Raw genomic sequence first — 25,978 nt, forward strand, 5'->3', positions numbered from 1 at the left:
CTACAACCAGTTGTTAGTTGAAGAATCCTGAAATGGATTTGACTTCTAAAAACTCTTCGATACCGAAGTCTCCCCATTCACGACCAATTCCAGATTGTTTGTAACCACCAAATGGAAGATCCCAACTTCTTGGTGCTTCATTGATTTCGATAACACCCGCTTCTAGTGATGTTGCAACATAGCGTAATGTTTCTAGGTCCTTACCGTAAACATAACCCGCTAAGCCGTATTTTGTATCATTGGCAATTTTAATGGCTTCATCTAAATCTGAATAAGTCATTATTGACATAACAGGACCAAAAATTTCTTCCTGTGCAATTGTCATAGTGTTGTCTACATTAGAAAAGACAGTAGGTTTAATATAGTAGCCTGTTTCTAATCCTTCTGGTTTACCTTCACCGCCAAATTCGAGCGTAGCACCTTCTTCTTGACCAGTTTTTATGAACGCTTGTACTTGTTTGAATTGTTTAGCATTGATAACAGGTCCCATATTTACTGAACGATCTTGTGGAACGCCAACATTAATTGTTTGAATTTTAGCTTTTACTTGTTCAATAAATGCCTCTTTTTGAGATTCAGGTACTAATGTACGTGAACCAGCGATACATACTTGTCCAGAATTATCGACTACTTTATGAACTGCTGCGTCTGCTGCAGCTTCTAAATCAGCATCATCAAGTATAACGAATGGTGATTTACCACCTAATTCAAGCGATACTTTTTTGAAATCTACACTCGCTTTTTCCATGATTTTACTGCCAGTATTACCTGAACCAGTGAAAGAAACCATTCTAACTAATGGATGTTCTGATAATGGATTACCAACACCCATACCGTCACCATTAACTAAGTTGAATACACCTTGAGGAACGCCAACTTTATCAAAGATTTCGGCTAAAATGATTGCAGCAAATGGTGTTTCTTCAGAAGGTTTAAGTACGACTGTACTACCTGCTGCTAACGCACCTGCTAATTTAATAGCTGTTTGGTTTGTTGGGAAATTCCATGGTGTGATCAAACCAGCGACACCAATCGCTTCTTTCATTACGACATTATTACCACGACGTTCTTGGAATTGGAAATCATCTAACGCATCACGCGCAGCTTTGAAATGTGCCAAGCCCATTTCATAATGAACATTTTCAGCTGCAGTGACCGGAGTACCTAACTCTAAAGTCATTGCTTCAATTAAATCAGCTTTACGATTTTCATATTCTGTTACAATCGCATCTAATAATTGCTTACGATAGTCGATAGATGAATGGCGAAATTCTAAATAAACATTGTTAGCAGCTTGAACAGCGTCTTCTACATCTTGTGCATTACCTTTAGCAATTGTGCCAAAAGCTGTTTCAGTTGCTGGATTAATAACAGCAATTGTTTCTTGGCTATGGCTTTCTACCCATGCGCCATTAATATATTGTTTCGGTTGATTGAACATATAAACACTCCTTAAGTAATCTTTTATATTCATATTTAGTAAATACTAATATAAATTAAGACCAATCGAATATTACACTCATATTAATTAAAATTCAACTGATTGATTTAAGAAAATAAATTATTTTATATATGTTTTTTGTGCAAAGGATTTCAGTGAAGAAACAGTAATTATCAAAATAACTGATGATTTACATCAAAAACTATCATTTCTATTAATCATTATAGTTAAGTATAATGAAAGCTAAATAAAGAAAGAGGTGCTACTTGATGACTCAACATGCAATACGACAATTATGTCTAGGTATGCTAACTTTATTTATAGTAATGGCAATAGGTCGTTTTGCTTATACACCTATTTTGCCCTTCATGCAAGTATCTGGACATATGGATAGTACACAAGCAGGTTTTTTAGCCACAATTAATTATTTGGGCTATTTGATAGGTGCAATTATTCCAATGTGGTTAATTTTTAAAAGCAAAGCTATAGATTTGAAAATTTATTTATTGATCAATATTATGACAACCATTTTGATGGGAGTAACAGAGGCATACAGCTTGTGGGCTATATTGCGTTTAGTATCTGGAATAACGAGTGGTACCGTATTTGTTTTAGCATCTAATATTGTGTTGGAAGCATTACGACAAGCACAAAAATCGAATATTTCAGGTTTGCTATATAGTGGCGTAGGGCTAGGCATTTTTGCTAGTAGTATATATATCTTTTTTGAAACGCATAATGATAATTGGCAATTGACGTGGATTGTATTGGGTATTTTTTCTTTATTAGGTGGGGCATTTGTAATCTTTGGTATGCGTGATAATCCGACTATAAAGACGCACCAATCACAACACACTAATGTTGACGAAAAGCCACCATTAAACGCTAAATTTATACGCTACTTTTCGATTGCTTATTTTTGTGAAGGTGCTGGTTATATTATTACAGGTACATTTTTAGTTGCTATAGTTAAATCTATTCCTGAGTTGGCAGATTATGCTGCTTTAAGTTGGATGTTTGTAGGTTTAGGAGCCATACCTTCAACTGTATTGTGGTCAGTTATTGCAGAGAAAATGGGATATGATAAAGCGACTTATTGTGCATTTATACTTCAAATAATCGGTGTGAGTTTACCAATATTATCTAATCACATAGTCGTTTTAATTATCAGTTCCATTTTGTTTGGTAGTACATTTTTAGGATTAACGACACTTTTTATGTCTACAGGTCAAACATTAATGTATCAATCGGGTGGGAAGTCAAATTTAGTGGCGTCTTTAACGGTGATCTACAGTGTTGGACAGATGGTAGCCCCTGCGATTTCTGGTGTATTAATCGGACCTTCAAATAACTATAATATTGCATTAGGATTTGCGACATTAGTACTTATTATTGGTTTGTTCAGTACTATAAAGAGTTATAAAGCAATGACTTAAGGAGGGCTAAATAATGCAAATAGATGATTTTTAATATATCTTAAGGCATCAAATACCTGATAATTAGACTTTTACTAATTATCAGGTATTTTTTACAAAGTTTAAAATGATTACAAAGAAGTCGTGAAACTTATTTATAATATCCTTAGATAAAATAGTTTTACAAATTAATCTACTATTTAAGGAGCAAAGAACAGCTATGAACAACATAAATCATCATAAGGAACATCGTAGTAATTATTACTCCATTCGAAAATATTCAGTCGGGACTGCATCAATACTACTTGGTACATTTTTAATATTTGGACAGCAGCAAGCACAAGCAGCTGAACATAAACCCCAAGCACAAACAATAGAGCAGCATGTAACGCAATCCCAAGATACAGTGCCAAAAGAAAATGTTGATGTGCAACTAAATACGCAGGTTACAGACACAAAATTAAATAATGATGTTGTGACAGTAAAGAATCATTCATCAGTAGCATATGAGCAACATCAAACTCCAACGTATAACGATGACAAAATTAACTATGTTAATGAAGCATCTCAACCGAGCAATTCTCAATATACTCCAGCCAACAAAGTAATGTCAGCAACTTTAAATTCTACACAAGCAACGCCAACTCCCAAACAGCCCGTAAGCTATTCTAAACAATCTCAAGTGTCAAAAAATCCTTGGTTAGCCCCTAACAAAATGCACATTGCTACACCACAACAAGAGAACAATAAAGTAGATCAAATGTCTTGGGGTACTAAAGATGTGGCACAAGCATCAGTAACTGCTGAAAAGACACAAACAAATGCAGTATTAAAGGGTCAAGAGCATGTGACTAAAACAAACTTTGCTGATCATTTTAGAGTGATTGGTAATACTAGTTGGTATAATCCGAATACAGGAATTATTAGTTTAACTGATGATACAAATAACTTAGTTAGTGCTGCATATTTAACTTCGAAATTAGATATTTCACAAGGTTTTCATTTGACTGGCAAGGTGAATTTAGGTCACAGAAGTATGGCTCAAAATAGCGGTAATGGTGTGAGTTTTATCTTGTCACCGAACAGTCCGGGTGAAATAGGTAAAGCCGGACCAGCAGTCGGTATAGGGGGCTTGAAAAACGCCTTTGGTTTTAAATTGGATACCAAATTTGATGGACAAGAGAGTACTTTTGCTAAAGCAGATCCTAGTTATTTGAATCAGTTAGGTGCCTTTGGTGCTTTTATTCATACGACACAGGATTATCAGCACAAAGCGATAACGTATAATTCTAAGAATGGTATAGAAGGACCTAAATTACTTAGAGGAAAGCCTGATAATAATCTTTTTTATCCGTTTTCGTTCGAATTTAATCCTAAGACTGAAATGTTAAAAGTACTGTATGAGGGGCAAACTTGGGAACGTAATATTGCTGATTGGCTACGGTTAAGTAAGACAACTAAGTTTAATTTAACTATATTTGCATCTACAGGTCCCAATGGATCAAATAAACAACAATTTAAATTTGGCTCATTCACATACGTACCAACATCGACTGTTTATGTGCAGTATAAAGATGTGGACACTGGAGAAAACATAGCAAGACCTAATTATCTAGCCGGTAAAGCTGGTGATATCATTTCGATCAATCATTTGCAAAAAGACGTGTCAGACGATAATTATGAATTTGTAATGGCTGAGGGACCGGTAAAAAATAATATAATCACTTATACGAGAGAGAACCAAAATGTTATTTTAAAATATAAAATGAAAAAAGCCGTTCAACCTATCGATATGAATGTTAACATTGAGCCGCAGCAACCAAAAGTCGATACGATTACGACTAAATCGAGAGAAATTACAGGGACAACAGATAAAAATACAGAAGTTAAGGTAGTTTTCTCAGATGGCTATACTGTACATGTTCAAGAGGATGGGACTGGACGCTTTACTGTCATTGTACCTTTCGGCAAACGATTAACGGCAGGAGACACCATACAATTTTTAGCTAAAAATAAAACTGGCAAAATCTCCAATACAGCGCAAGTAACAGTTATTGACCCAACTGTAGCAAAACCACAAGTAAAACCATCAACACAAGCGCCACCTCAACAATCACCTGAGATGAAGCCAAATTCACTGACATCGCAACAAATGGATACAAAGGTTATGCCGAAGCCAAGTCAGCCGATGCCGCAAATGATGGATGGAGGCAATCAACAGTCCAATCAAAGTAATATGAAAGATGACCCAGTACCAATGAAGCCAATGAATCCAGGGGATATGATGGAACCAAGTCAACCGATGCCCCAAGCAATGGATGAAGGAAATGAACAGTCCAATGTAAAAGAAAAGCAAACTGCCCCAGTACCAATGAAGCCAATGAACCCAGGGGATATGATGGAACCAAGTCAACCGATGCCCCAAGTAATGGAAGAAGGAAATAAGCAGTCCAATGTAAAAGAAAAGCAAACTGCCCCAGTACCAATGAAGCCAATGAGTCCAGATAATATGATGAAGCCAAGTCAACCGATGCCGCAAGCAATGGGTGGAGGAAATAAACAATCTAAACAAAGTAATATGAAAGCTGGACAACAATCAATGTCACCCCAATATAAAGAATTCATGGCAAAGCAGAGTCAGTCAACAACACAATCCAACAGTGCAACAACAACAAAATGGATGGCAGATATGCCTGAAAAGGATACAGTAATGTGGAAGATGGACAAACCTTCTTCTACAACGAGTGAACCAGCACAGCATAAGCCTACAATGAAAAAGAAAATGTGGAATGAGAACAGCGTGCAACACACTTTGCCCAAAACTGGAATTAATGAAGGAACAACAGTAACAATTTTTGCGTCATTCCTTGCGATACTAGGAAGCGTATTATTATTAGTTGGGCGTAAAGGCCTAGTACAACGGGAAAAGTAATATTTTAAGTATTCATACTACAATTAATAGCTAACTTTAAACAGAATAATAGCGCAAAACGGAAAGTGAAATCATATCAAATGACAGATTTTACTTTCCGTTTCTTTATTTCGTTTTAATTGTTAACGTAATGAACAAGGCGACAACCATAAAGCAGACAATCATTAATACTACTCCTGACCATTGCATAACACTGTAAAAATAACCAGCAAGTGTGCCTGCAATAGAAGACCCCATATAATAGAAAAGTAAATATAAGCTAGAAGCTTGTGCTTGATGGTGTTGCGCTCTGCTTGCTACGACAGCACTGGCAATGGCATGCCCACTAAAAAATGCGACTACACTTAACGCTAAGCCAATAATTTTAAAAGCTAATGCAGGGAGTAGGGTAATCGTTATCCCAAGTGCTAAGGTTAAAAGACTCAGTTTTAATGCAGGAAGTGTCCCTAATTTGGCACGTAATTTCGCATTTAACATTGAGGACACCATTCCGAGTAAGAAAAGTACATAAATAAAACTAATAAAGCTATGAGGCAAATGATATTTAGGATCACTTAATTCAAAGCTAATATAATTAAAGGCAGCAATGTTACTACCAAGCAATAAAAATCCTAATATAAAGGGTTTGAGCAATCGAATATTTTTTAAATGTTGAATATAGCTCTTGAGTAAGGATTTAATAGAGAAAGTTTGCTGCGTGAAATGTTTAGATGGCGGTAATAACCAAATAAATAATATCGCTGCAACGACACTTAATAAGGCAATAGCAAGTAACCCCGTTTGATAACCATATAGACTAGTAATATACCCCGTGAATATACGACCAAATGCGCCACCGAAAGCATTACCGCTAATATAAATCCCCATAGCTTCAGGGAGACTTTTGGCAGAGATTTCTTCCCCTATATATGCCATAGCAATAGAAGGTAAGCCTGCTAAACAGATACCTTGTATTAATCGTATAATTAAAAACATATTAAAATCAGTAATGAAGGGCTGTACTAAAGCTAATAGTGTTACTGAAATGACGGAAAAGTACATAACAGAACGACGACCAATCACTTCGGAAATCGCGCCGAAAAATAGCATTGCAAGTGCTAAAGTCAACGTAGTTGTAGATAAAGGCAGACTGGCAGCAGTCTTGTTTACATGAAAGATGTTTGTAAAATGTGGGATGAGTGGCTGCACGCTATATAAAATAGAAAATATCGTAAAACCTGCAATGAATAAGGCTATTATAATTTTTGTATATGCTTTTGATCCTTTTCCCACGTAGTTATTCGTTACTGGCTGCATGTGTAAACACCTCTTCTTATTAATAATTTTATGGTAGCATGAATTATATAATTTAAATATTGCATAATTTTCATGTAACCTATGCTATATATGCATAAGAGAGGGTGTAACAAATGGAATGGCATCACTTAGAATATTTTAAACACTTAGCAAAGTCGGAAAATATTACAACAACGGCTAAAACTATGAATATTAGCCAATCAGCCTTGAGTAGAGCAATTCAACAATTGGAAAAGCATTTGACCGTACCATTATTTAATCGAATTGGTCGTAGTATTAAATTGAATAAATACGGCGTAGCATTTTTAGAAACGACGCAAAATATTACGCAGGAAATGGAATTATTTCAGAGTAAAGTGAAGCGGGCGACTGACGCCTTGTCAGGAGAAATTATAATTGGATTTTTACATTCAGTTGGACCGACGTATTTGTCTGAGTTCTTAAAGCAATTTAGACAGCAATATCCAGAAATTCAAGTAAAACTCGTACAAAATCATGCGTATAATTTATTTAAGATGTTAGATAACGGTGATATTGATATTGCCATTACGACAATTTCCAATAAAACGACAAGTACCAACTTTGTACCATTATTAGAAGAGGAATTATATTTAACAGTTAATAGTAATCATGCCCTTGCACAACAGTCGACTGTTGATATTACTAATGTAAGTAATGAAAAATTTATTTTATTAAAACAAGGATTTGTATTACGAGAACAAGTGGACGAGATTTTAAACTATTTTAATTTGGATGTAGAAATTAACTTTGAAGGTGAAGAGACATTAACTGTAGCTAGTTTTGTTAGCTCAGGTTTAGGGGTCTCTATTTTACCGCATATGAAAAATATTCAGTTACCTAATTTAACACAATTACCAATAAGGAATTATCATGCTCGTAGAACGATAGGTGTTAGTTATAAAGGAAAGAATGATATCTTACCTATAATCAAAACTACAAAAAATAGTTTAGTTAATTATTTTGAATTATATAATGATTATTAATATAAAAATTCTAAATAGTAACTTGGGTTATTAATTTGTGAATTTAATTGACAAGCTGTAGATAAAAATAGATAATTATATCAAATATATAGAATTATCTAAATTTTCGCACAACGCGTTGGGGATGATGCGTAATTCAAAATGTAGCAACTATATGTCAAACATATACTACTTTGTCACAACAGCAAATTGATCATATTATACAGCTTGCAGAACAACTTCCACGTATTTCTAAGTTGAACAGAGCTTATGTTTTTATTGATTGTTATGCTATTGAAGCTGATCATTTAATAGTCGTTGCTGAAGCTTTACCTAAAGGTGATAGCTCGCTTTATCAAAATTCGGTAGTTACTCAAAATGTTTATGAATCTTTTGAGCCTGCTGTATTTCAAGCACTGACAACAGGAAAAGATGTTCATGAGCATAGGGGAGTCACACAAGAAGGGAAAGTCGTAGAGCAAAATGTGACACCAATAATACTGAATGGGGAAACTATTGGAGCGTTGATAATGGAAAAAGATATCACGCAACAAATCGCGAATGAACAAAAATTGACTGCGTTATCTAAAGCCACAGAGACTATTTCAGAGTTGTTTAAACAGCCAAAACATGAATCAATATTCGTGCCAGACATGATAGAAGAAAGCCTGTTTTATTTAGATAAGTCTTATTTGATTCGGTACTTTAATTTAAAGGGAGAACAAATGGTTGAAGCATTGACGAGTGAAACATGTGAATTAAACTCGTCATTTCTAAAGTATTTTCCGAGATTACATCATATTTTAAATGATGAGCGTGTCATTGTGTTGGAAGAACGTGCAATTTATGATAAATATTACCAAGTTAAATGTATTAAGCTTTATACGGACACGCATGTTTCTGGATATTTAATGATGTTTAAAGATATTACGGAATTAAAAGAGAAAGAAAAAGCATTAATTTCTAAAACAGTAGCAATTCGAGAAGTACACCATCGTGTGAAAAATAATTTGCAAACGGTTGCAAGTTTGTTGAGGCTACAAATGCGCATGGGCATACCTGAAGAGAGTCAATATTATTTTAAAGAAAGTTTAAACCGTATTTTGTGTATTGCTTCTGTTTATGAAGTGATTTTGAGTGAGTCTGACGCTGACCAAGTTAATATTGGAACATTAATTCAAAAAATAGGCAATATGTTAGTAGCTAATGAAAGTTCAGATATAAAAACAATTCAAATCGACTATCATCTAGCAGAGCGCTATTATTTGCCGTCACATATAGCCATTGCGATAGCATTAATTGCAAATGAACTAATTACCAATTGCTTAAACCATGCTTTTACAGCTTATGCAACTGGTGAAATTGAAGTTAGACTGACATATGATCAACAGTCACAAGCATTTACTTTAATGATTCAAGATAATGGTACAGGAGCTAGTAGTTATCAAAAGTCATTTGGTTTAAATATCGTTAACACAATTACAGAAAATGATTTAGATGGTCACTTTACTATTAACAGCAATACTATTGGAACACTTGCACAAATCGTATTTCAATATAAGGGGAGCATTGCAATATGAATAAAATTATTGTCGTTGAGGATGAGTCCATTGTAAGGTTAGATGTTGTCGCGATGTTAGAAGATGCACAATTTGACGTTGTAGCTGCCGTCAATAATGGTGAAAAAGCAATTGAAGCTACAGAACAATATAAACCAGACTTAATTATCATGGATATAAAAATGCCTAAACTTGATGGTTTGAAAGCAAGTAAAATAATTAGTAAGCGTTATGATATTCCTATATTGATTTTAACGGCATATAGCCAAAATGAGTTTATTCAACAAGCGAAGCAAGCAAATATTGTAGGATATATTGTCAAACCTATAGCAGAATCGCAATTGCTTCCTGCTGTAGAAATAGCATTGTCACAAGCGAAGCAACAATTTGAACTGAAACAAAAAGTAACGGCATCTTATGAGGCGATAGAACAGCGCAAATGCATAGAAAAAGCAAAGGGTTTAATTATGGAACGGCAAAACATTAGCGAAGACAAGGCTTATCAAAAGCTGAGGAAATTGAGTATGAATCATCATACTGGTATTGAACAAATTGCATTAAAAGTAATTAAGCAATTTGGTTAGATGTAGTACTAGAAACAAGTGAATATATTAGAAGCAAAGATGCTTATTTGTAATTTCAAATGGGCATCTTTTTGTATTTTTTGAAGAAACAAAAGGGGGAGAAAATGATGGAACATATTGGGACAATTATTATTTATATCATTATGGTATGTGCAGTAATTGGAGCTTTTGGAGCTATTAGAAATCCAGAAATGGGTGTCGGTAAAGAGTTTATGGAAGGGATTTATACGATAGGACCTATCTTTGCTAATTCAGCAGGGATCATGGCATCTATTCCGTTTATATCAAAATTTATAGAACAAGTTTGTGGACCATTTTTTGAAAAAATAGGTGCTGATCCAGCTATTGCTGCAACTTCGATTTTAGCAACAGATATGGGCGGTTATCAGTTAGCAGAAGTGTTGAAACAGAGTTATGAAGGTTGGATTATGGCAATGGTTGTCGGTTTTATGGCCGGTGCTACAATTGTTTTTACTATTCCATTAGGATTACCGATGTTAGATAAACGAGATCATAAATATATGGCGCTTGGTATTTTATCTGGCTTGCTGGCTATACCATTTGGTGTTTTTATTTCAACGATGATTATTTTAATGAGTCATATGAAAATTAGAACTGTTATCGATACGGCGAGTGCTGCATCACATGTTTTCTCGATTAGTATTTCCACTGTTTTTACGAATTTGTTACCATTAATTATCTTTGTGATAGTTACTGCAATTGGCTTATACTTCTTTTCTGATATTATGATTAAATTATTTATTATTTTTGGGAAGATTTTAGATATTTGTATTAAACTAGTCTTTGTTTTTTCAGTAGTAGAAATATTTACAGGGTTCTTTACTAATGTTTTTGGTGTATGGGGATTTGATCCTATCATGGCTGATAAAGAAGACAATTTTAGGGCACTAGAAAATGCTGGGAATATAGCAATTATGTTATCTGGAGCGTTCCCAATGGTATATTTAATTCGAAAGTATTTCTCTACACCTTTAACAAAAGTAGGACAACGAGTTGGTTTAAGTGAAGTTGGAAGTGCAGGTATTATAGCTACTGTAGCGAACATTTTAGCGATGTTTAAATTAGTGCGAGATATGCCACCTAAAGACAAGGTAATTAATATAGCTTTTGGTGTCTGTGCAGCATTTTTATTAGGAGATCATTTATCATATACGGCGAATTTTCAACCTACTTTAATACCAGCAGTAATGATTGGTAAGTTAAGTGCAGGTATCTTAGCGGTTCTTTTCGCATATATCTTATGTATTCCAAAGGCTAAAAAACTAGAAGAAATTGATCGTCACTCAGGAATTATTAAGCCAAACGAATATATAGACAAATAACTTATAAATATGTGGTTAATTCGATGATTTCATGTGCACACAATAAGCTGAAGATTTAAAATACACATTAAAAAGCCCAACTGACATTACATCAGTTGGGCTTTTTGAGTAGTGTTAAAAGTAGTTTGCTGTAATACCACCATCAACATTAATATTAGCACCGTTTGTCCAATCAGACTCATCGGAGGCTAAATATAATGCACAGTTTACAATGTCTTCAGGTTTACCAAAACGTCCAGAAGGTTGTCTACCTAAGCGGACATTTTTAGCATCTTCATCTGATACTAACCACTCCATTAGTAGAGGAGTTTCAATTGGACCTGGACTAATCGCATTGGTACGAATGCCTTTAGGTCTAAATTGAATAGCTAGTGATTTTGTCAAAGATACTACAGCACCTTTTGAAGCGGTGTAAGCATCCTGAGGAACAGAACAACCCATTTCAGCTACAAAGGAGGCAATGTTTATAATTGAACCAGCTTGATTTTTTTCCATTTCTGGAATGACGTATTTAGTCATAAAGAAGATACCTTTGACGTTGATGTTCATGACTAAATCCCAAACTTCTTCACTAGTATTGACGACAGAATTATCTGCTTCTGGCATAACTCCAGCATTATTATATAAGACATCTATTTTACCGAATTGTTCTACGGTTGCTGCTACTGCGTTTTTGACGTCTTGTTCATTGGCAATGTCTACTTTAAAAAATGCTGCTTCGCCACCATTTTGTTGAATAGTCGCGACTGTATTTTGACCTGCATCAACATCGCGTTCAAATACGGCAATTTTTCCACCTTGTTCTGCAAATTTCTCGGCAGCTACTTTACCCATACCGCCACCAGCACCTGTAATAATACATACTTTGTTGTTTAATCTCATAGTAAACCCTCCTAAATAGTGTGTGAATTAGCTTTGTTCGAAATAGCGTGAACGTTCCCAAGTAGTGACAAATGAATCATAGTCATTTTGTTCAGATTGTGCTGCATGTAAGTAGTGTTGTGCGACATCTTCTCCTAGCACTTCTTTGACAACGTCACTATTTTTCCATTGTAAAATGGCTTCATGTAAAGAAGATGGAATGCGATCTACACTATCTTGCTCATAGGCATTACCTTTTAATTCAGCAGGTAACGGAATTTTATGTTCGATACCATATAAACCTGCACCGATAAGTGCCGAATAAGCGAGGTAAGGATTCATATCAGCACCAGAGATTCGTGATTCAAATCTAAGAGCGTTACCATGACCTACAACTCTATAACCAGCAGAGCGATTATCGCGACTCCAAGCTATACTTACAGGAGCCCAAGAGTTAGGAGCAAAGCGTTTATATGAATTTACATAAGGCGCATACATTAAAGCAAAATCCTTAGTGTATTTAATAATACCTGCCAAGAAATGTTGCATTGTGTCAGACATTGGATTTTCTGCATTATCTCCTGCATAAAACGCATTCGATTGTGTTCCTTTTTCCATCATACTTAAATGGATATGACCACTTGAACCTGTCCACTCTGCATAAGGTTTAGCCATGAATGTCACAGCTTTATCATTTTGAATACAAATTTCTTTCATGCCATGTTTGAACATTAAATGTTGATCTGCAGCTTTTAACGCATGGGCATATTTTAAGTTTATTTCGTGTTGCCCTTTATATGCTTCACCTTTTGAAGATTCAATAACAATTCCCATATGATGCATTTGACTTCTGATTTCTTGATAAATGGGCTCGTTTTTTGTGCCTTGTAATAAATTGTAGTCTTCATTTAAATGACCAGCAGCCTCAATATGTTCATAGCCGTTTTTATCAATATTCTCGAATGAATCGTTGAATAAATAAAACTCTAATTCACTGGCTAAATGAGGTGATAAACCATAGTTTTCAGCTTTTTTAATTTGTTCTTTTAAAATTGTACGAGGTGCAATAGCAATAGATTCACTACCATCTACAGTGTAGACATCGCAAAAAACCATAGCTGTTTTCTCAAACCAAGGGACAATTTTTAATGTATCCCAGTCAGGAGATGCTAAATAGTCACCATAACCTTTGTCCCAATTCATATATTCAAAACCATCATTAGTATCCATTTCAAAATTAGTGCCTAATAGGTAATTACAAAAATGAGTACCTTCATCAATATCGTTTTCTAAGATGAAATCACCTGTAATTCGTTTCCCCATTAAGCGACCTTGCATATCGCAAAAACCTAATACGAGAGTATCTATTTTGTCTTGCTTGATTAATTCGAGCAATTCATCCTTGCTAATATCACCTGTTTTTATGTTTGGATTAATTTCTTTAAACATAACTTCCAACCCCTTTATAATGATTTATTCATGTAATGAAAGCGAAATGTATTTTAATTCTAAGAAACCATCTAATCCATGATGACCACCTTCGCGGCCCATACCACTTTCTTTAATACCGCCAAAGGGTGCTTGTGGAACACTAAGTTGAGTGCCGTTAACACCGATCATGCCAAATTCTAATTGTTCACTTATTTTGTATACAGTATTAATGTTATTAGTGAAAAAATAAGCGGCTAAGCCATATGGTGAAGCATTTGCAATCTTTATAGCTTCTTCGACTGACTCAAATTCGATGATAGGTGCGACAGGTCCGAATATTTCTTCTTGAGCAATATTCATATCAGCAGTGACATTGGTTACTACAGTAGGTTCATAGAATAAGCCAAAATCAGATAATGCTAATTTTTGACCTCCAGTAGCTACTGTTGCACCATTTGACTGAGCATCAGCTACAAGTGTTGATACTTTGTCAATCGCACCATGATTAATGAGTGGTCCAACTTGAGCATTTTTATCAGTGGCTGGACCCACTTTTAATTTTTTAACGCGTTCAATGACTTTGTTAGTAAAAGCAGTCGTAATATCTTTATGCACAAGTACAGTATTAATGCCATTACACATTTGACCTGTATTTTCGAACTTATTTTCTACTACAGCATTGGCAGCTTGGTCCAAATCAGCATCTGGTAATACGATTGTTGGTGCATTACCACCCAATTCTAATGAGATACGTGTGATATTATCAGCAGCTTTTTTCATAAGTGATTTACCAATTGCTGTTGATCCAGTGAACGAAATTTTGCGAACTCGTGCGTCATCGAATAAAGTATCAGATATCAACGATGCGCTACCAGTAATGATATTAGCCACGCCAGCATCAATATCTGTAGCTAATAATTCATCAAATATCGCAATCGCAATACGTGGTGTTTCACTTGAAGGCTTAACGATAACTGTACAGCCTGCTGCTAACGCCGGTGCAACTTTACGCGCAATCATAGCACCAGGGAAGTTCCACGGTGTAATTAAACCACATACACCTACTGGTTGTTTAATTACAGATATACGTTGTTGTGGCGATGACGGAGGGATAATTTCTCCATAAATACGCTTGCCTTCTTCGGCATACCATTTAATGAATTTCGCACATACACCAATCTCACCATAAGCTTCAGCATAAGGCTTGCCTTGTTCTTCACTCATTATAGTGGCTAATTCTTCTTGTTTCGCTAATAAATTGTGTGCCCATTGTTCTAAAACAGCACCTCGATATTCAGCAGTATAGTTGGACCAAGTATTGAAAGCTTGATGTGCAGCATTAATACTTTGTTTTACTGCTTCAGCATCGACCTTTGGTACTTCACCAATAGTTTCACCATTGGCTGGATTGACCACTTGTAATGAGTTTGTTGTAGTGAATTGTTGACCATTTATCCAATTATGATTTAACTTATCGCTCATAAAACGACCCCCTTTGTAATAAAAAAAGGCGCTTAAATGACCATCCGCATGGATTAAGTCAAATAAGCGCCATTGCTTAACTTTATATACTTATAAGCACTGTGAAAAAATAAGTTTTCTTCAAGTTGCTTAAATAGTACTAAATTTACTGAACCTTGTCAATATTCAGACAATATCGTATACTTTTGCTCAATTAAGAAAATATGGAGGGGTTAAATTGGACAAGACGATTAAATTATTACAAGAATTAATTACGTATGATAGTTCTCACAAGACAGTAGCGAATGACACGATAGAATATTGTAAAACGTGGTTAGAGCAAGAAAATCTTGCACCACAAATTATTTCAAATAATGGATTTAAAATGTTGCTATGTGAAGTAGGACAAGGAGAGCAAACGTTAATTCTAAATGGTCATGTAGACGTAGTTAGTGGTAAAGATAGTCAATTTAACCCTGAAATAAAAGATAATAGAATCTATGGTAGAGGGAGCGCAGATATGAAGGCTGGTGTCGCAGCAATGATGGGAGCACTTGTTGAGTTAAATGACGCGCGATTAACGAATGTGAAAGTGCAGTTGCATTTAATGACAGACGAAGAAATAGGTGGTGTAAATTGTGCTGACTATTTAACTACTGCTGGTCACTTGGGTGACTTTGTTATATGCGCAGAACCTACACAGCTAGGTATAGGTATTCAAGCTAAAGGCATTTTACAATTTGATTTAACGATAACTGGTGTTGCGGCTCATAGTAGTCGTCCATGGGAGGGAACAAATGCGATAGCTAAAAGTATGGCTATTTATGAACAAATTCTGGATCTGCCATTTGCACAAGAGCAATCGGATTTTTATGATGGACCATCGATAAATTTAGCTAAAATTAGTGGTGGTGATGTTTATAATAAAGTGCCTGATACGTGTAAATTATCGTTTGATATTCGTTATTTGCCAACACAAAATAGGGCTGCAATTATTGAGCAAATTAAAGGTCTAACGGATAGCCAATTAGACATTCATTTAGAGGGCCCTCCTGTGCTCACTAACAAAGACAATCCCTATATACAAAAGTTAATCAAGACAATTAAAACACATACTCTTGAGGATAGTGTGGCCGTCTTTGGGCAACATGGTTTTGCAGATACACGCTATTATGCTAGATATAATGTTCCGGCGATTGAGTTTGGACCTGCCGGAGCACATTGGCACGGTGATGATGAATATGCTGAACTTGCATCTATTGAAAAATATCAAGCAATGTTAGTATCATTCGCACAACAACTTTAATCATAAGACTGTCGGTAGTCTAAAAATAAGGAAATGATATATCGAAACTGATTGTAACCAGCAATGTTTACAATCAGTTTTGTTGTTATAGCATCATTTATCGAAGATCAACAGATAAATCAAACCTTAATGTTAATTAAACAAGTGTATATTTTAGTGATGAAATTGAACATAAGTAAGTCATGCCAGCCTCTTGCCGTATAGCTAATAGTTGACTGAACTATGCTTCAACTGAAGCTTTTCCAATTTTAGTCAGCATTGGCAGGTGAGACGACGAAAATTTTTAATAAAATTAGATTTCTGTTCCATTCATATGTGATGAAAATAAAAATAAAAATTTTTTTAATACCAAAAATGACGATTCTAGTAAATGGAATCGCTTTCTACATGTTTTTCGGTTTAAATATTGCATTGACATGTAAATATACATCGGGTATGGTAATTAGCATAATTATTATTTTCTAAAAATTCTAAATTAAGAAATATTTTAGTTTGATAGAAAATACCCAAAAAGAAAAGGGGGCCTATATAATATATGACAGAAGCAAAGGTTACCTACGATACGTTTACGAACAATCTGTTTCAAGATTTAGATATCACAAATAGTACTAAAGGAGCCTATGATATTTTGAAGTTGGCTTATGACAGCTATGGTGATGAAATTGTCTATTCATGCAGTTTTGGTGCAGAAGGAATGATTTTGATAGATTTGATATCACAAGTGAAAGCCGATGCCAAGATTGTCTTTTTAGATACAGACTTACATTTTCAAGAAACGTACGATTTAATAGACCGTGTCAAAGAACGCTATCCTAAGTTGCAAATTGAACTGAAGAAGCCAGACTTAACATTGGATGAACAATCTGAACAGTATGGCACAGCATTATGGAAAAAAGACCCAAACCAATGTTGTTATATTAGAAAGATTAAACCTTTAGAAGAGGTGCTTGCAGGTGCTACGGCGTGGGTTTCTGGTTTGAGACGAGAACAATCACCAAGTCGTCAACACACGAATTTTATTAATAAAGATGAGCGCTTCAAATCGGTTAAGGTTTGCCCATTAATACATTGGACGTGGGATGATGTGTGGGAATATATTGAAACACATGATTTAACTTACAATGAATTGCACGATTTTCAATATCCGAGTATCGGCTGTATACCTTGTACTTCAAGAGTAGCAGCAGATGGAGATTCTAGAGCAGGTCGTTGGTCAGGATTTGGTAAGACAGAATGTGGACTACACACGGTAGATCCTAAAAATTAACTATACGCTATTAAAGATAGCCTATTTTTTTACAACTAATTCATAGTATTCTAATTGGAATTATAGGTTAGGTGCAATATAGTTGCTTGCCACAAAGTGACGCACGAGTATTACACCTCGTTGTGAATGTAGTTTAGTGGTTTGTTATAACTATATACCTGACTATTCTGATTAGTTTAATAAAAATAAAAATATGAGGTGACATCCCTTGCAATTAAGTGTAACGAACAGTCCATTTAGTGAAGAAGAGGCAACACAAATAAATCAATTATTGAGTACATTAACACCAGAACAACAAGTATGGTTAAGTGGCTATTTAACTGCTAATCAACAACTAGGTACGGCAGTAGTCGCACCTGAAGCAGCTACAGCAAATGCAACAACTGCTTCAACATCAATTGGAACAAATGATACTCACGAAATAACAAAACCACGAGCAATCACTGTTTTGTATGGCTCGGAAACTGGTAATGCACAAAGCTTAGCAGAAGTTTTAGATGCTCGTTTAACTGAAAATGGTTATACCGTAACGTTGTCGTCGATGGATGCTTTTAAAACAAAAGATCTGAAAAAGGTAGAGGATTTATTTATTGTATCTGCAACACATGGTGAAGGTGATCCACCAGACAATGCTATTACTTTCCATGAATTTATACATAGTAGAAAAGCACCAAAACTGTCAGGCGTACGCTATTCAGTACTATCTTTAGGTGATGAATCATATGAATTTTTCTGTCAAACAGGAAAAGATTTTGATGCCAGACTCAAAGAACTAGGCGGAGAAAGCCTTGTGGAGCGTGTAGATTGTGATTTAGATTATGATGAACCTGCAGATAAATGGATGAATGATATTTTACATGCATTGAGTGGCCCTCAAGATAACCGTGACGTTGTTTCAGAAAGTCATACATCAGTACAGTCAGCGAAAGAGAAAAAATATTCTAAGTCTAATCCTTATGAAGCAGAAGTCTTAGAAAATATTAATTTAAATGGACGAGGTTCTAATAAAGAAGTTAGACACGTGGAGTTGTTATTAGATAATTACGGTGAAGGTTTCGAACCAGGAGATTGTCTAGCAATCTTACCGGAAAATGATCCAGAAATCGTGACGCAATTAATAGAAGTATTGAATTTTGACGCTCAAGCAGTAGTAACTGTTGATACTAACGGTACAGAAGTAACCTTAGAAGACGCTTTGACATCACATGTTGAAATAACAAAATTAACTAAACCCTTAATTCAAAAATTAGCCGAATTAGTAGATGATAGTACGTTATCAACGAAATTAGCTGAAGATGGGTGGGTCCAAAACTATATTGAAGGACGCGATTTAGTCGATTTCTTTACGGACTTTGCAGTCACACAATTACAACCGCAAGCATTAGTAGATGTGCTTCGAAAATTACCAGCACGTGAATATTCTATTGCTAGTAGTTATAAAGCAAATCCTGATGAAGTACATTTAACAGTCTGTGCGGTGAGATATGAAGCACATAACAGAGAACGCAAAGGTGTATGTTCCATCCAATTTGCTGAACGTGTACAACCTGGCGATACAGTGAAAATGTATTTGAAAAAAAATCCAAACTTTAAATTCCCGTTTGATGAAGATAAAAAAGTCATCATGATTGGACCTGGTACAGGTGTTGCACCATTTAGAAGCTACTTAGAAGAACGTGAAGAATTAGATCTAAAAGGTAATACTTGGTTGTTCTTTGGTGAACAGCACTTTACTACAGATTTCTTATATCAAACAGATTGGCAAGGTTGGTTAGATGAAGGTTATTTAAGCAAAATTGACCTCGCATTTTCAAGAGATACTGATGAAAAAGTATATGTGCAACATCGTATCGAGGAAAATAGTGCAACATTTTATCAATGGTTGGAAGAAGGCGCAGCTATTTACGTTTGTGGTGATGAAAAGTATATGGCTAAAGACGTGCATGAAGCAATACGCCGTGTCGTAGAAAAAGAAGGCCATTTAAGTGAAGCAGATGCGGAAACGTATTTAACGCAATTAAAAACAGAAAAACGATATCAACGAGATGTATATTAAATAGGGAAGGAATGATAGCGTGACTAATTTCAATTCAGAGTTATCAGAGAAACTAGATGAAATGGAACGCATAAAAGTAGAAAGTAATTATTTACGTGGAACAATTGCTGAAGGATTAGTAGACCCTGTAACAGGTGCAATTGCAGAAGAAGACACTAAACTACTTAAGTTCCATGGTAGTTACATGCAAGATGATAGAGATTTAAGAGATGAGCGACGTAAACAAAAATTAGAGCCGGCATTTAGTTTTATGATTCGAGTACGTGTACCGGGAGGCACTGCTTCAGCAGATCAGTGGATCGCAATGGATGACATTGCAGATGCTTATGCCAATGGCACAATCAAACTAACAACACGCCAAGCGTTTCAATTTCACGGTATATTAAAGCGCGACTTAAAATTTTCTATGCAAAGCATAAATTCAGCGTTAATGGATTCTTTGGCTGCCTGCGGTGACGTGAATCGTAACGTTATGTGTAATCCGAATCCTTATCAATCTGGGGTGCATAGCGAAGTCAATGATATTGCCAATGACATTAGTAATCAGTTGTCGCCACAAACTGGTGCATATCATGAAATTTGGCTAGATGGCGAAAAAGTGTTAAGCACGAGCGAAGAGGTTGAACCGATGTATGGTAAAACGTATTTACCACGTAAATTCAAGATTGGTATTTCAGTGCCACCTTCCAATGACGTTGATGTGTACTCACAAGATATTGGATTAATTGCTATTACAGATAATGATGATAACTTAACTGGTTTTAATGTAACAGTTGGTGGAGGTATGGGTATGAAACATGGCGAACCTAGTACCTATCCACAACTAGGAAAGTTAATAGGCTATTTTGATAAAGCACAAGCAGTAGAGGTCGCGGAAACAATACTTACAATTCAACGTGACTATGGTAATAGATCTAATCGTGCCAATGCTAGATTTAAATATACAGTAGATCGCTTAGGCGTCGATTGGATTCTTAAAGAATTAAATAAACGTTTAGGTTGGGATTTGGAATCACCACGAGAGTTTCATTTTGATCATAATGGCGATCGTTACGGTTGGACAGAAGGTAGTGGCAAATGGCATTTCACATTGTTTGTGCAAAATGGCCGCGTCAAAGATACTACAGATTACAAATTAAAAACTGCATTGCGTAAAATTGCAGAAATTCATACAGGTGATTTCCGCTTATCACCGAACCAAAACTTAATTATTGCGAATGTCAGTGCTGAAGAAAAAGAAAATATTCAACAAATTATTGATGAGTACGGTATTACAGACGGTGAAAATTATACAGGTTTGCGTCGTAATTCCATGGCATGTGTCGCTTTCCCAACATGTGGATTGGCGATGGCTGAATCTGAACGTTATTTACCTTCATTATTGAATAAAATAGAGGAATTATTGGATGAAGCGGGCGTGAAAGAAGAAGAAATTACAATTCGTATGACAGGTTGTCCAAACGGTTGTGCAAGACCAGCATTAGCAGAAATCGCCTTTATCGGTAAAGCGCCAGGTAAATACAATTTATATCTTGGAGGTGGCTTTACGGGCGATCGTTTAAACAAATTATTTAAAGAAAATATTGGTGAAGACGAGATATTAGAAACATTGAAACCAATATTTATACATTATGGTAAAGAACGCGAAGAAGGCGAACGTTTTGGAGATTTTGTTATCCGTGCAGGTTATGTAGAAGCTGTAACAGATGGACAAAAATTCCATAGTTAATATATATCAAAAATGAGGTGGCAGAATGGGCAAGGTATATTTAGTTGGAGCAGGACCTGGAGACCCAGATTTAATAACGGTCAAAGGGGCAAAAGCAATAGAACAAGCAGATGTGATTTTATATGATCGACTCGTCAATAAGGCGTTACTAGATTATGCAGCTGATGGTGCGAGGTTTGTATATTGTGGAAAGCATCCTAATCATCATTCGATGCCTCAAGAAGATATTAATGCCTTACTTGTTGCTTTAGCGCAAAAAGGTAATACAGTCACTAGATTAAAAGGTGGAGATCCTTTCATCTTTGGTCGAGGTGGTGAAGAAGCAGAAGCACTTGCAGCAGAAGGATTAGCATTTGAAGTAGTACCAGGTATTACTTCAGGTGTGGCTGCACCTGCTTATGCTGGTATTCCTGTAACACATCGTGATTATAGTTCTTCTGTGGCTTTTGTCACTGCAGTTACAAAAGATGATGTAGACAATGATGAATATTGGCATAGTTTAGCACGTGGACCAGAAACGTTGTGCATTTATATGGGAGTGAAAAAATTACCAGAAATTAGTCAGCGTTTAATTAATCACGGTAGATCGAAAGAAACACCAGTTGCGTTAGTACATTATGGTACGACAGAACAACAACAAACTGTGACTGGAACACTAGACGATATCGTGGAACGTGCGAAAGCAATTAAAAATCCGGCGATGATTATTGTAGGTGAAGTTGTTAACTTACGAGACAAAATTAGTTGGTTTGAGCAAGAGCAAACACCTGCACAATTATTAGCTGCAACAAACCAATAAGCATTGGAGGTAGAGACCCATGCAAGGTGTGTTATATGTAAGCCATGGTAGTAGAGTGCCTGAAGCTACTCAAGAAGCCATAGAATTTATTACAGATGTTCAACAACAAGTTGATATATCACTACAGACAATATGCTTTTTAGAGTTAGCAGAACCTACGATTGCGGAAGGCGTGGAAACACTTGTCAAACAAGGTGCCACAACAATTGCAGTAATACCAGTATTGTTACTAAGTGCAGGGCATTATTTTAAAGATATACCTCAAGCAATAACTACAATACAACAACAATATCCGCATGTTTCATTTACATACGGTCAACCTTTAGGTGTTCAAAGTAGATTAACACAAATATTACAGACGCGTATTAATGAAACAGCAATACCTATCAACGAAGATGCGCAAATTCTAGTAGTGGGTAGGGGAAGTTACAATCCTCAAACGCAAGTTGATATTACTGCCATTGCACAAGAATTACAAACACTGTTGCCCGTAAATGATATTGAAGTATGTTATTTAGCAGCATGTAAGCCGTCGTTTGAAGATGCATTATCATCAGCATTAGAGTCAGAATATTCACAAATTTTTGTGGTGCCCTATATTTGGTTTACTGGTATTTTAGAACGTCACATAGCACAAACAGTTGACACTACAAAGAGCTCGAGTGACATCGTATTATGTGATCACTTAGGGCATCATCCAGCAATTAAAGAAGCATTGAAAGATAGAGTACTAGAAGCAGTAACGCAAGTGTAAGTTAGGAGTGAGGCTATGGCACATATGCCGATATTATTAGATTTAACAAATAAATCAATAGTCATAATTGGTGGAGGTGCTATTGCCGAACGCAGAGTTAACAAGTTGATGCAGTTTGATGCATATATCACGGTAATGAGTCCAACACTAACTGCGAAACTACAAAAGTTGTATGAACAACAGCAAATTCAATGGCTAGCACAAGACTATAGTATACATCAATTGCCACCTGCTGCATTAGTTGTCGTAGCAACTAATAATAAAGCAGTAAATCGTATGGTTAAGCAAGAATTACCACAACAGACGTTGTTAAACATGGCCAGTGATAGCGAGCAAGGTGATGTAGTATTTCCTGGGATATTAAAGCGAGGTAAATTATCGATTAGTGTCTCGACTTCGGGTGCTAGCCCCAAATTAACTACTGCTATCTTAGCAGAATTACAACAACAATTTCCGCCAGATTATGAACAGTATGTAGACTTTTTATATACCTGTCGGCAACAAATAAAGCAATCAAATATCTCACATGCGGAACAGCAAAAGTTATTAGCCACAGTACTAGATGACAAGTATCAATATAAGCAATTTCAACAACAACTGCTGTCCTGGCTAGCTGAAAACATATAACACGAAAGGAAGGTATTGCTTTTGAAAAAACTACTAATATTTGCACTTGCAGGTTTTTTTGCACAAATGATTGATGGTTCATTAGGTATGGGATTTGGGGCAACATCTTCCTCAATTTTATTAGCAGCAGGTGCTGCACCAGCAATTGTTTCAGCAACAATTCACTTTTCTGAAATTGCTACTACGGCGGCTTCAGGCGTGTCACATTATAAATTTAAAAATGTTGATAAGCGCATGGCTATTAAACTAGCAATACCTGGTGCAATTGCTGCATTTATTGGCTCAGCAGTGTTAAGTAATATACACAGTGATTTAATCAAACCATTTATTTCACTATTTTTACTGACGATGGGGCTATTTATTATTTATCAATTTGTCTTTAAAAAACAACATCAACAACAACTTAAAGAAGGAAAGTTTTCTAAATGGCAAATCATACCACAAGGTATTGTAGCAGGATTTTTAGACACGATAGGTGGCGGTGGCTGGGGACCCGTTAATACTCCATTATTATTATCACGAAATAAGATCGAGCCTCGATATGTTATAGGCACCGTATCTGCTAGTGAATTTTTCATCACATTATCTGCTTCTCTTGGCTTTATTATTTTTCTAGGGTGGGAACAAATTAGCTTGGGCTTAGTCGTTGCCTTAGCAATTGGTGGTGCAATTGCAGCCCCATTTGCAGCATGGATTGTGAAAGTAATGCCTGTGTATATATTAGCAGTATGTGTCGGAGGTATTATTATTTTCACTAATATTAGTACTTTCTTAGGTACTTTTGTAGATAATGCGACAGTTGTTATCAGTGTCAAAATAGCAGTAGTCATCCTGTGGTTTATTTTATTAATTTATACATTATATCAAAATAAACAATTACCATCTGTCATTACGAAAAAACAAACGAACAACTAACATAAATGAAATAAATATAAGGAGCTGAATAAAATGACTTTATCAACAGAACTTTTGGAAAATACTATTAAACCACACGGTGGCGAATTGGTTAATAGACAAGCAGTAGGTGAACAGCGTGAACAACTTATTGAAGTGGCACCACAATTAGCGTCATTAACATTAAACCCTTGGAGTTTATCAGATTTAGAATTAATTGCGATTGGTGGTTTTAGCCCATTGACTGGATTTATGGGGGAAAAAGATTACCATAGTGTTGTAGAAAATTTACATTTAAGTAATGGTTTAGTATGGAGTATCCCTATTACTTTACCTGTTACTGAAGCACAAGCAGATGAGCTATCTATCGGAGATAAAGTAGCATTATACGGAGAAGATAAGCAATTGTATGGTGTGCTCACATTAGAAGAAAAATTCACCTATGACAAAGAAAATGAAGCACAAAAAGTTTATGGCACAACAGAAACAGCTCATCCAGGTGTCCAAAAAGTTTATGAAAAAGGGAACGTATACTTAGCTGGCCCGATAGAGTTAGTAAACCGACCGAAACATGATGAATTTGATGAATTCCATCTAGACCCAAGCGAAACACGTCAATTATTTTATGATTTAGGTTGGAAGACTGTAGTAGGTTTCCAAACTCGTAACCCTGTGCATCGCGCACATGAATATATTCAAAAAATTGCATTAGAATCTGTAGATGGGTTGTTACTTAATCCATTAGTTGGTGAAACTAAATCTGATGATATTCCAGCAGACGTTCGCATGGAAAGTTACCAAGTAATTTTGAAACATTATTACCCTGAAGAACGCAACAGATTAGTTATTTATCCGGCTGCTATGAGATATGCAGGACCAAGAGAAGCAATACTGCATGCAACAGTGCGTAAAAACTATGGATGTACACACTTTATTGTCGGACGTGACCATGCAGGTGTCGGTGATTATTATGGTACGTATGAAGCGCAAGAATTAATTAGTGAATACGAAACTGAGCTAGGTATTCAAATATTCAAATTTGAACATGCTTTTTATTGCACAAAGTGTGACAACATGGCGACAGCAAAAACTTGCCCACATGACAAGACAGCACATGTACATTTAAGTGGTACGAAAGTACGTGAAAAATTACGTAATGGCGAACAGTTACCAAAAGAATTCTCACGTCCAGAAGTAGCAGAGGTATTAATCAAAGGTTTACAAGTTACAGAAGCTTAAA

The 25,978-nt window shown here is 35.7% G+C and carries 20 protein-coding genes; 15 read left to right on the forward strand and 5 right to left on the reverse strand.

Annotation, left to right across the window (positions count from 1 at the left end; genetic code table 11):
* Positions 1 to 13: 13 nt before the first annotated feature.
* Complete coding sequence (locus tag KA845_RS07785; protein WP_210127929.1) at positions 14 to 1,441, reverse strand: aldehyde dehydrogenase family protein; 1,428 nt, start codon at positions 1,439 to 1,441, stop codon at positions 14 to 16.
* Positions 1,442 to 1,710: 269 nt separating this feature from the next.
* On the opposite strand from KA845_RS07785, the gene KA845_RS07790 reads away from it, so the two are divergent.
* The gene (locus tag KA845_RS07790; RefSeq protein WP_167867778.1) at positions 1,711 to 2,877 is read left to right on the forward strand and encodes a YbfB/YjiJ family MFS transporter; all 1,167 of its coding nucleotides are present in this window, start codon (positions 1,711 to 1,713) and stop codon (positions 2,875 to 2,877) included.
* Positions 2,878 to 3,076: 199 nt separating this feature from the next.
* Complete coding sequence (locus tag KA845_RS07795; RefSeq protein ID WP_210127931.1) at positions 3,077 to 5,788, forward strand: lectin-like domain-containing protein; 2,712 nt, start codon at positions 3,077 to 3,079, stop codon at positions 5,786 to 5,788.
* Positions 5,789 to 5,893: 105 nt separating this feature from the next.
* On the opposite strand, the gene KA845_RS07800 is transcribed toward KA845_RS07795, so the two are convergent.
* Entirely contained in the window at positions 5,894 to 7,084 is a 1,191-nt protein-coding gene (locus tag KA845_RS07800; RefSeq protein ID WP_002509060.1) for an MFS transporter, read from the reverse strand.
* Between the two features lie 113 nt (positions 7,085 to 7,197).
* Here KA845_RS07800 and KA845_RS07805 point away from each other — a divergent pair, with 113 nt between their 5' ends.
* The 4 genes from KA845_RS07805 to eutH all read left to right on the forward strand — a co-directional run bounded on the left by KA845_RS07805 (position 7,198) and on the right by eutH (position 11,553).
* Positions 7,198 to 8,088 carry a LysR family transcriptional regulator gene (locus tag KA845_RS07805; RefSeq protein ID WP_167867781.1) on the forward strand — a complete coding sequence of 297 codons (891 nt, stop codon included), beginning with the start codon at positions 7,198 to 7,200 and terminating at the stop codon, positions 8,086 to 8,088.
* 152 nt (positions 8,089 to 8,240) lie between these two features.
* Positions 8,241 to 9,647, forward strand: coding sequence for a sensor histidine kinase (locus KA845_RS07810; protein WP_167867864.1), 1,407 nt, complete (start codon positions 8,241 to 8,243; stop codon positions 9,645 to 9,647).
* Positions 9,644 to 10,210: an ANTAR domain-containing response regulator gene (locus KA845_RS07815; RefSeq protein WP_135023622.1), complete on the forward strand. Its 567-nt coding sequence runs from the start codon at positions 9,644 to 9,646 to the stop codon at positions 10,208 to 10,210. Before KA845_RS07810 ends, KA845_RS07815 begins: the two co-directional genes overlap by 4 nt.
* Positions 10,211 to 10,317: 107 nt before the next feature.
* Positions 10,318 to 11,553, forward strand: coding sequence for an ethanolamine utilization protein EutH (eutH, locus tag KA845_RS07820; RefSeq protein WP_135023715.1), 1,236 nt, complete (start codon positions 10,318 to 10,320; stop codon positions 11,551 to 11,553).
* A gap of 114 nt (positions 11,554 to 11,667) precedes the next feature.
* Here eutH and KA845_RS07825 read toward each other — a convergent pair whose 3' ends face one another.
* The 3 genes from KA845_RS07825 to KA845_RS07835 are packed head-to-tail and all read right to left on the reverse strand — an operon-like array spanning position 11,668 to position 15,327.
* The gene (locus KA845_RS07825) at positions 11,668 to 12,435 is read right to left on the reverse strand and encodes an SDR family NAD(P)-dependent oxidoreductase (protein ID WP_167867782.1); all 768 of its coding nucleotides are present in this window, start codon (positions 12,433 to 12,435) and stop codon (positions 11,668 to 11,670) included.
* A 27-nt stretch (positions 12,436 to 12,462) separates the two neighbouring features.
* Complete coding sequence (locus tag KA845_RS07830) at positions 12,463 to 13,863, reverse strand: glutamine synthetase family protein (protein ID WP_135023618.1); 1,401 nt, start codon at positions 13,861 to 13,863, stop codon at positions 12,463 to 12,465.
* Positions 13,864 to 13,887: 24 nt separating this feature from the next.
* On the reverse strand, positions 13,888 to 15,327 hold the full coding sequence (locus KA845_RS07835) for an NAD-dependent succinate-semialdehyde dehydrogenase (RefSeq protein WP_167867783.1): 1,440 nt from the start codon (positions 15,325 to 15,327) through the stop codon (positions 13,888 to 13,890).
* A gap of 217 nt (positions 15,328 to 15,544) precedes the next feature.
* Between KA845_RS07835 and KA845_RS07840 the strand changes: the two genes are divergently transcribed.
* From KA845_RS07840 to sat, 9 genes are all read left to right on the forward strand, one after another.
* Entirely contained in the window at positions 15,545 to 16,612 is a 1,068-nt protein-coding gene (locus KA845_RS07840) for a M20 family metallopeptidase (RefSeq protein ID WP_167867784.1), read from the forward strand.
* 535 nt (positions 16,613 to 17,147) lie between these two features.
* Positions 17,148 to 17,879, forward strand: coding sequence for a phosphoadenylyl-sulfate reductase (locus KA845_RS07845; RefSeq protein WP_245338057.1), 732 nt, complete (start codon positions 17,148 to 17,150; stop codon positions 17,877 to 17,879).
* A gap of 208 nt (positions 17,880 to 18,087) precedes the next feature.
* Complete coding sequence (locus KA845_RS07850) at positions 18,088 to 19,935, forward strand: assimilatory sulfite reductase (NADPH) flavoprotein subunit (RefSeq protein WP_210127933.1); 1,848 nt, start codon at positions 18,088 to 18,090, stop codon at positions 19,933 to 19,935.
* 19 nt (positions 19,936 to 19,954) lie between these two features.
* Positions 19,955 to 21,664 (forward strand): NADPH-dependent assimilatory sulfite reductase hemoprotein subunit, encoded by a 1,710-nt coding sequence (locus KA845_RS07855; protein WP_002509056.1) that lies wholly within the window; start codon positions 19,955 to 19,957, stop codon positions 21,662 to 21,664.
* A gap of 25 nt (positions 21,665 to 21,689) precedes the next feature.
* The gene (cobA, locus tag KA845_RS07860) at positions 21,690 to 22,463 is read left to right on the forward strand and encodes a uroporphyrinogen-III C-methyltransferase (RefSeq protein WP_002509055.1); all 774 of its coding nucleotides are present in this window, start codon (positions 21,690 to 21,692) and stop codon (positions 22,461 to 22,463) included.
* Between the two features lie 19 nt (positions 22,464 to 22,482).
* Positions 22,483 to 23,217, forward strand: coding sequence for a sirohydrochlorin chelatase (locus tag KA845_RS07865; RefSeq protein ID WP_021459439.1), 735 nt, complete (start codon positions 22,483 to 22,485; stop codon positions 23,215 to 23,217).
* A 15-nt stretch (positions 23,218 to 23,232) separates the two neighbouring features.
* Positions 23,233 to 23,844 (forward strand): NAD(P)-binding protein, encoded by a 612-nt coding sequence (locus KA845_RS07870; protein ID WP_002509053.1) that lies wholly within the window; start codon positions 23,233 to 23,235, stop codon positions 23,842 to 23,844.
* Positions 23,845 to 23,865: 21 nt separating this feature from the next.
* Entirely contained in the window at positions 23,866 to 24,759 is an 894-nt protein-coding gene (locus tag KA845_RS07875) for a sulfite exporter TauE/SafE family protein (RefSeq protein ID WP_103388243.1), read from the forward strand.
* A gap of 33 nt (positions 24,760 to 24,792) precedes the next feature.
* Positions 24,793 to 25,977, forward strand: coding sequence for a sulfate adenylyltransferase (gene sat / locus KA845_RS07880; RefSeq protein WP_167867787.1), 1,185 nt, complete (start codon positions 24,793 to 24,795; stop codon positions 25,975 to 25,977).
* Position 25,978 lies beyond the last annotated feature (1 nt).

The sequence above is a fragment of the Staphylococcus sp. GDX8P114P-2 genome (genome assembly GCF_017892945.1).
In the GTDB taxonomy this organism is placed as follows: Bacteria; Bacillota; Bacilli; order Staphylococcales; family Staphylococcaceae; genus Staphylococcus; species Staphylococcus arlettae.

What these genes read in the sequence shown, in the direction of transcription:
- KA845_RS07795 (WP_210127931.1), top strand. Translation starts at nt 3,077, where the DNA reads ATGAACAACATAAATCATCATAAGGAACATCGTAGTAATTATTACTCC.
- KA845_RS07790 (WP_167867778.1), top strand. Translation starts at nt 1,711, where the DNA reads ATGACTCAACATGCAATACGACAATTATGTCTAGGTATGCTAACTTTA.
- eutH (WP_135023715.1), top strand. Translation starts at nt 10,318, where the DNA reads ATGGAACATATTGGGACAATTATTATTTATATCATTATGGTATGTGCA.
- cobA (WP_002509055.1), top strand. Translation starts at nt 21,690, where the DNA reads ATGGGCAAGGTATATTTAGTTGGAGCAGGACCTGGAGACCCAGATTTA.
- KA845_RS07805 (WP_167867781.1), top strand. Translation starts at nt 7,198, where the DNA reads ATGGAATGGCATCACTTAGAATATTTTAAACACTTAGCAAAGTCGGAA.
- KA845_RS07825 (WP_167867782.1), bottom strand. Translation starts at nt 12,435, where the DNA reads ATGAGATTAAACAACAAAGTATGTATTATTACAGGTGCTGGTGGCGGT.
- sat (WP_167867787.1), top strand. Translation starts at nt 24,793, where the DNA reads ATGACTTTATCAACAGAACTTTTGGAAAATACTATTAAACCACACGGT.
- KA845_RS07870 (WP_002509053.1), top strand. Translation starts at nt 23,233, where the DNA reads ATGGCACATATGCCGATATTATTAGATTTAACAAATAAATCAATAGTC.
- KA845_RS07845 (WP_245338057.1), top strand. Translation starts at nt 17,148, where the DNA reads ATGACAGAAGCAAAGGTTACCTACGATACGTTTACGAACAATCTGTTT.
- KA845_RS07800 (WP_002509060.1), bottom strand. Translation starts at nt 7,084, where the DNA reads ATGCAGCCAGTAACGAATAACTACGTGGGAAAAGGATCAAAAGCATAT.
- KA845_RS07785 (WP_210127929.1), bottom strand. Translation starts at nt 1,441, where the DNA reads ATGTTCAATCAACCGAAACAATATATTAATGGCGCATGGGTAGAAAGC.
- KA845_RS07830 (WP_135023618.1), bottom strand. Translation starts at nt 13,863, where the DNA reads ATGTTTAAAGAAATTAATCCAAACATAAAAACAGGTGATATTAGCAAG.
- KA845_RS07835 (WP_167867783.1), bottom strand. Translation starts at nt 15,327, where the DNA reads ATGAGCGATAAGTTAAATCATAATTGGATAAATGGTCAACAATTCACT.
- KA845_RS07815 (WP_135023622.1), top strand. Translation starts at nt 9,644, where the DNA reads ATGAATAAAATTATTGTCGTTGAGGATGAGTCCATTGTAAGGTTAGAT.
- KA845_RS07865 (WP_021459439.1), top strand. Translation starts at nt 22,483, where the DNA reads ATGCAAGGTGTGTTATATGTAAGCCATGGTAGTAGAGTGCCTGAAGCT.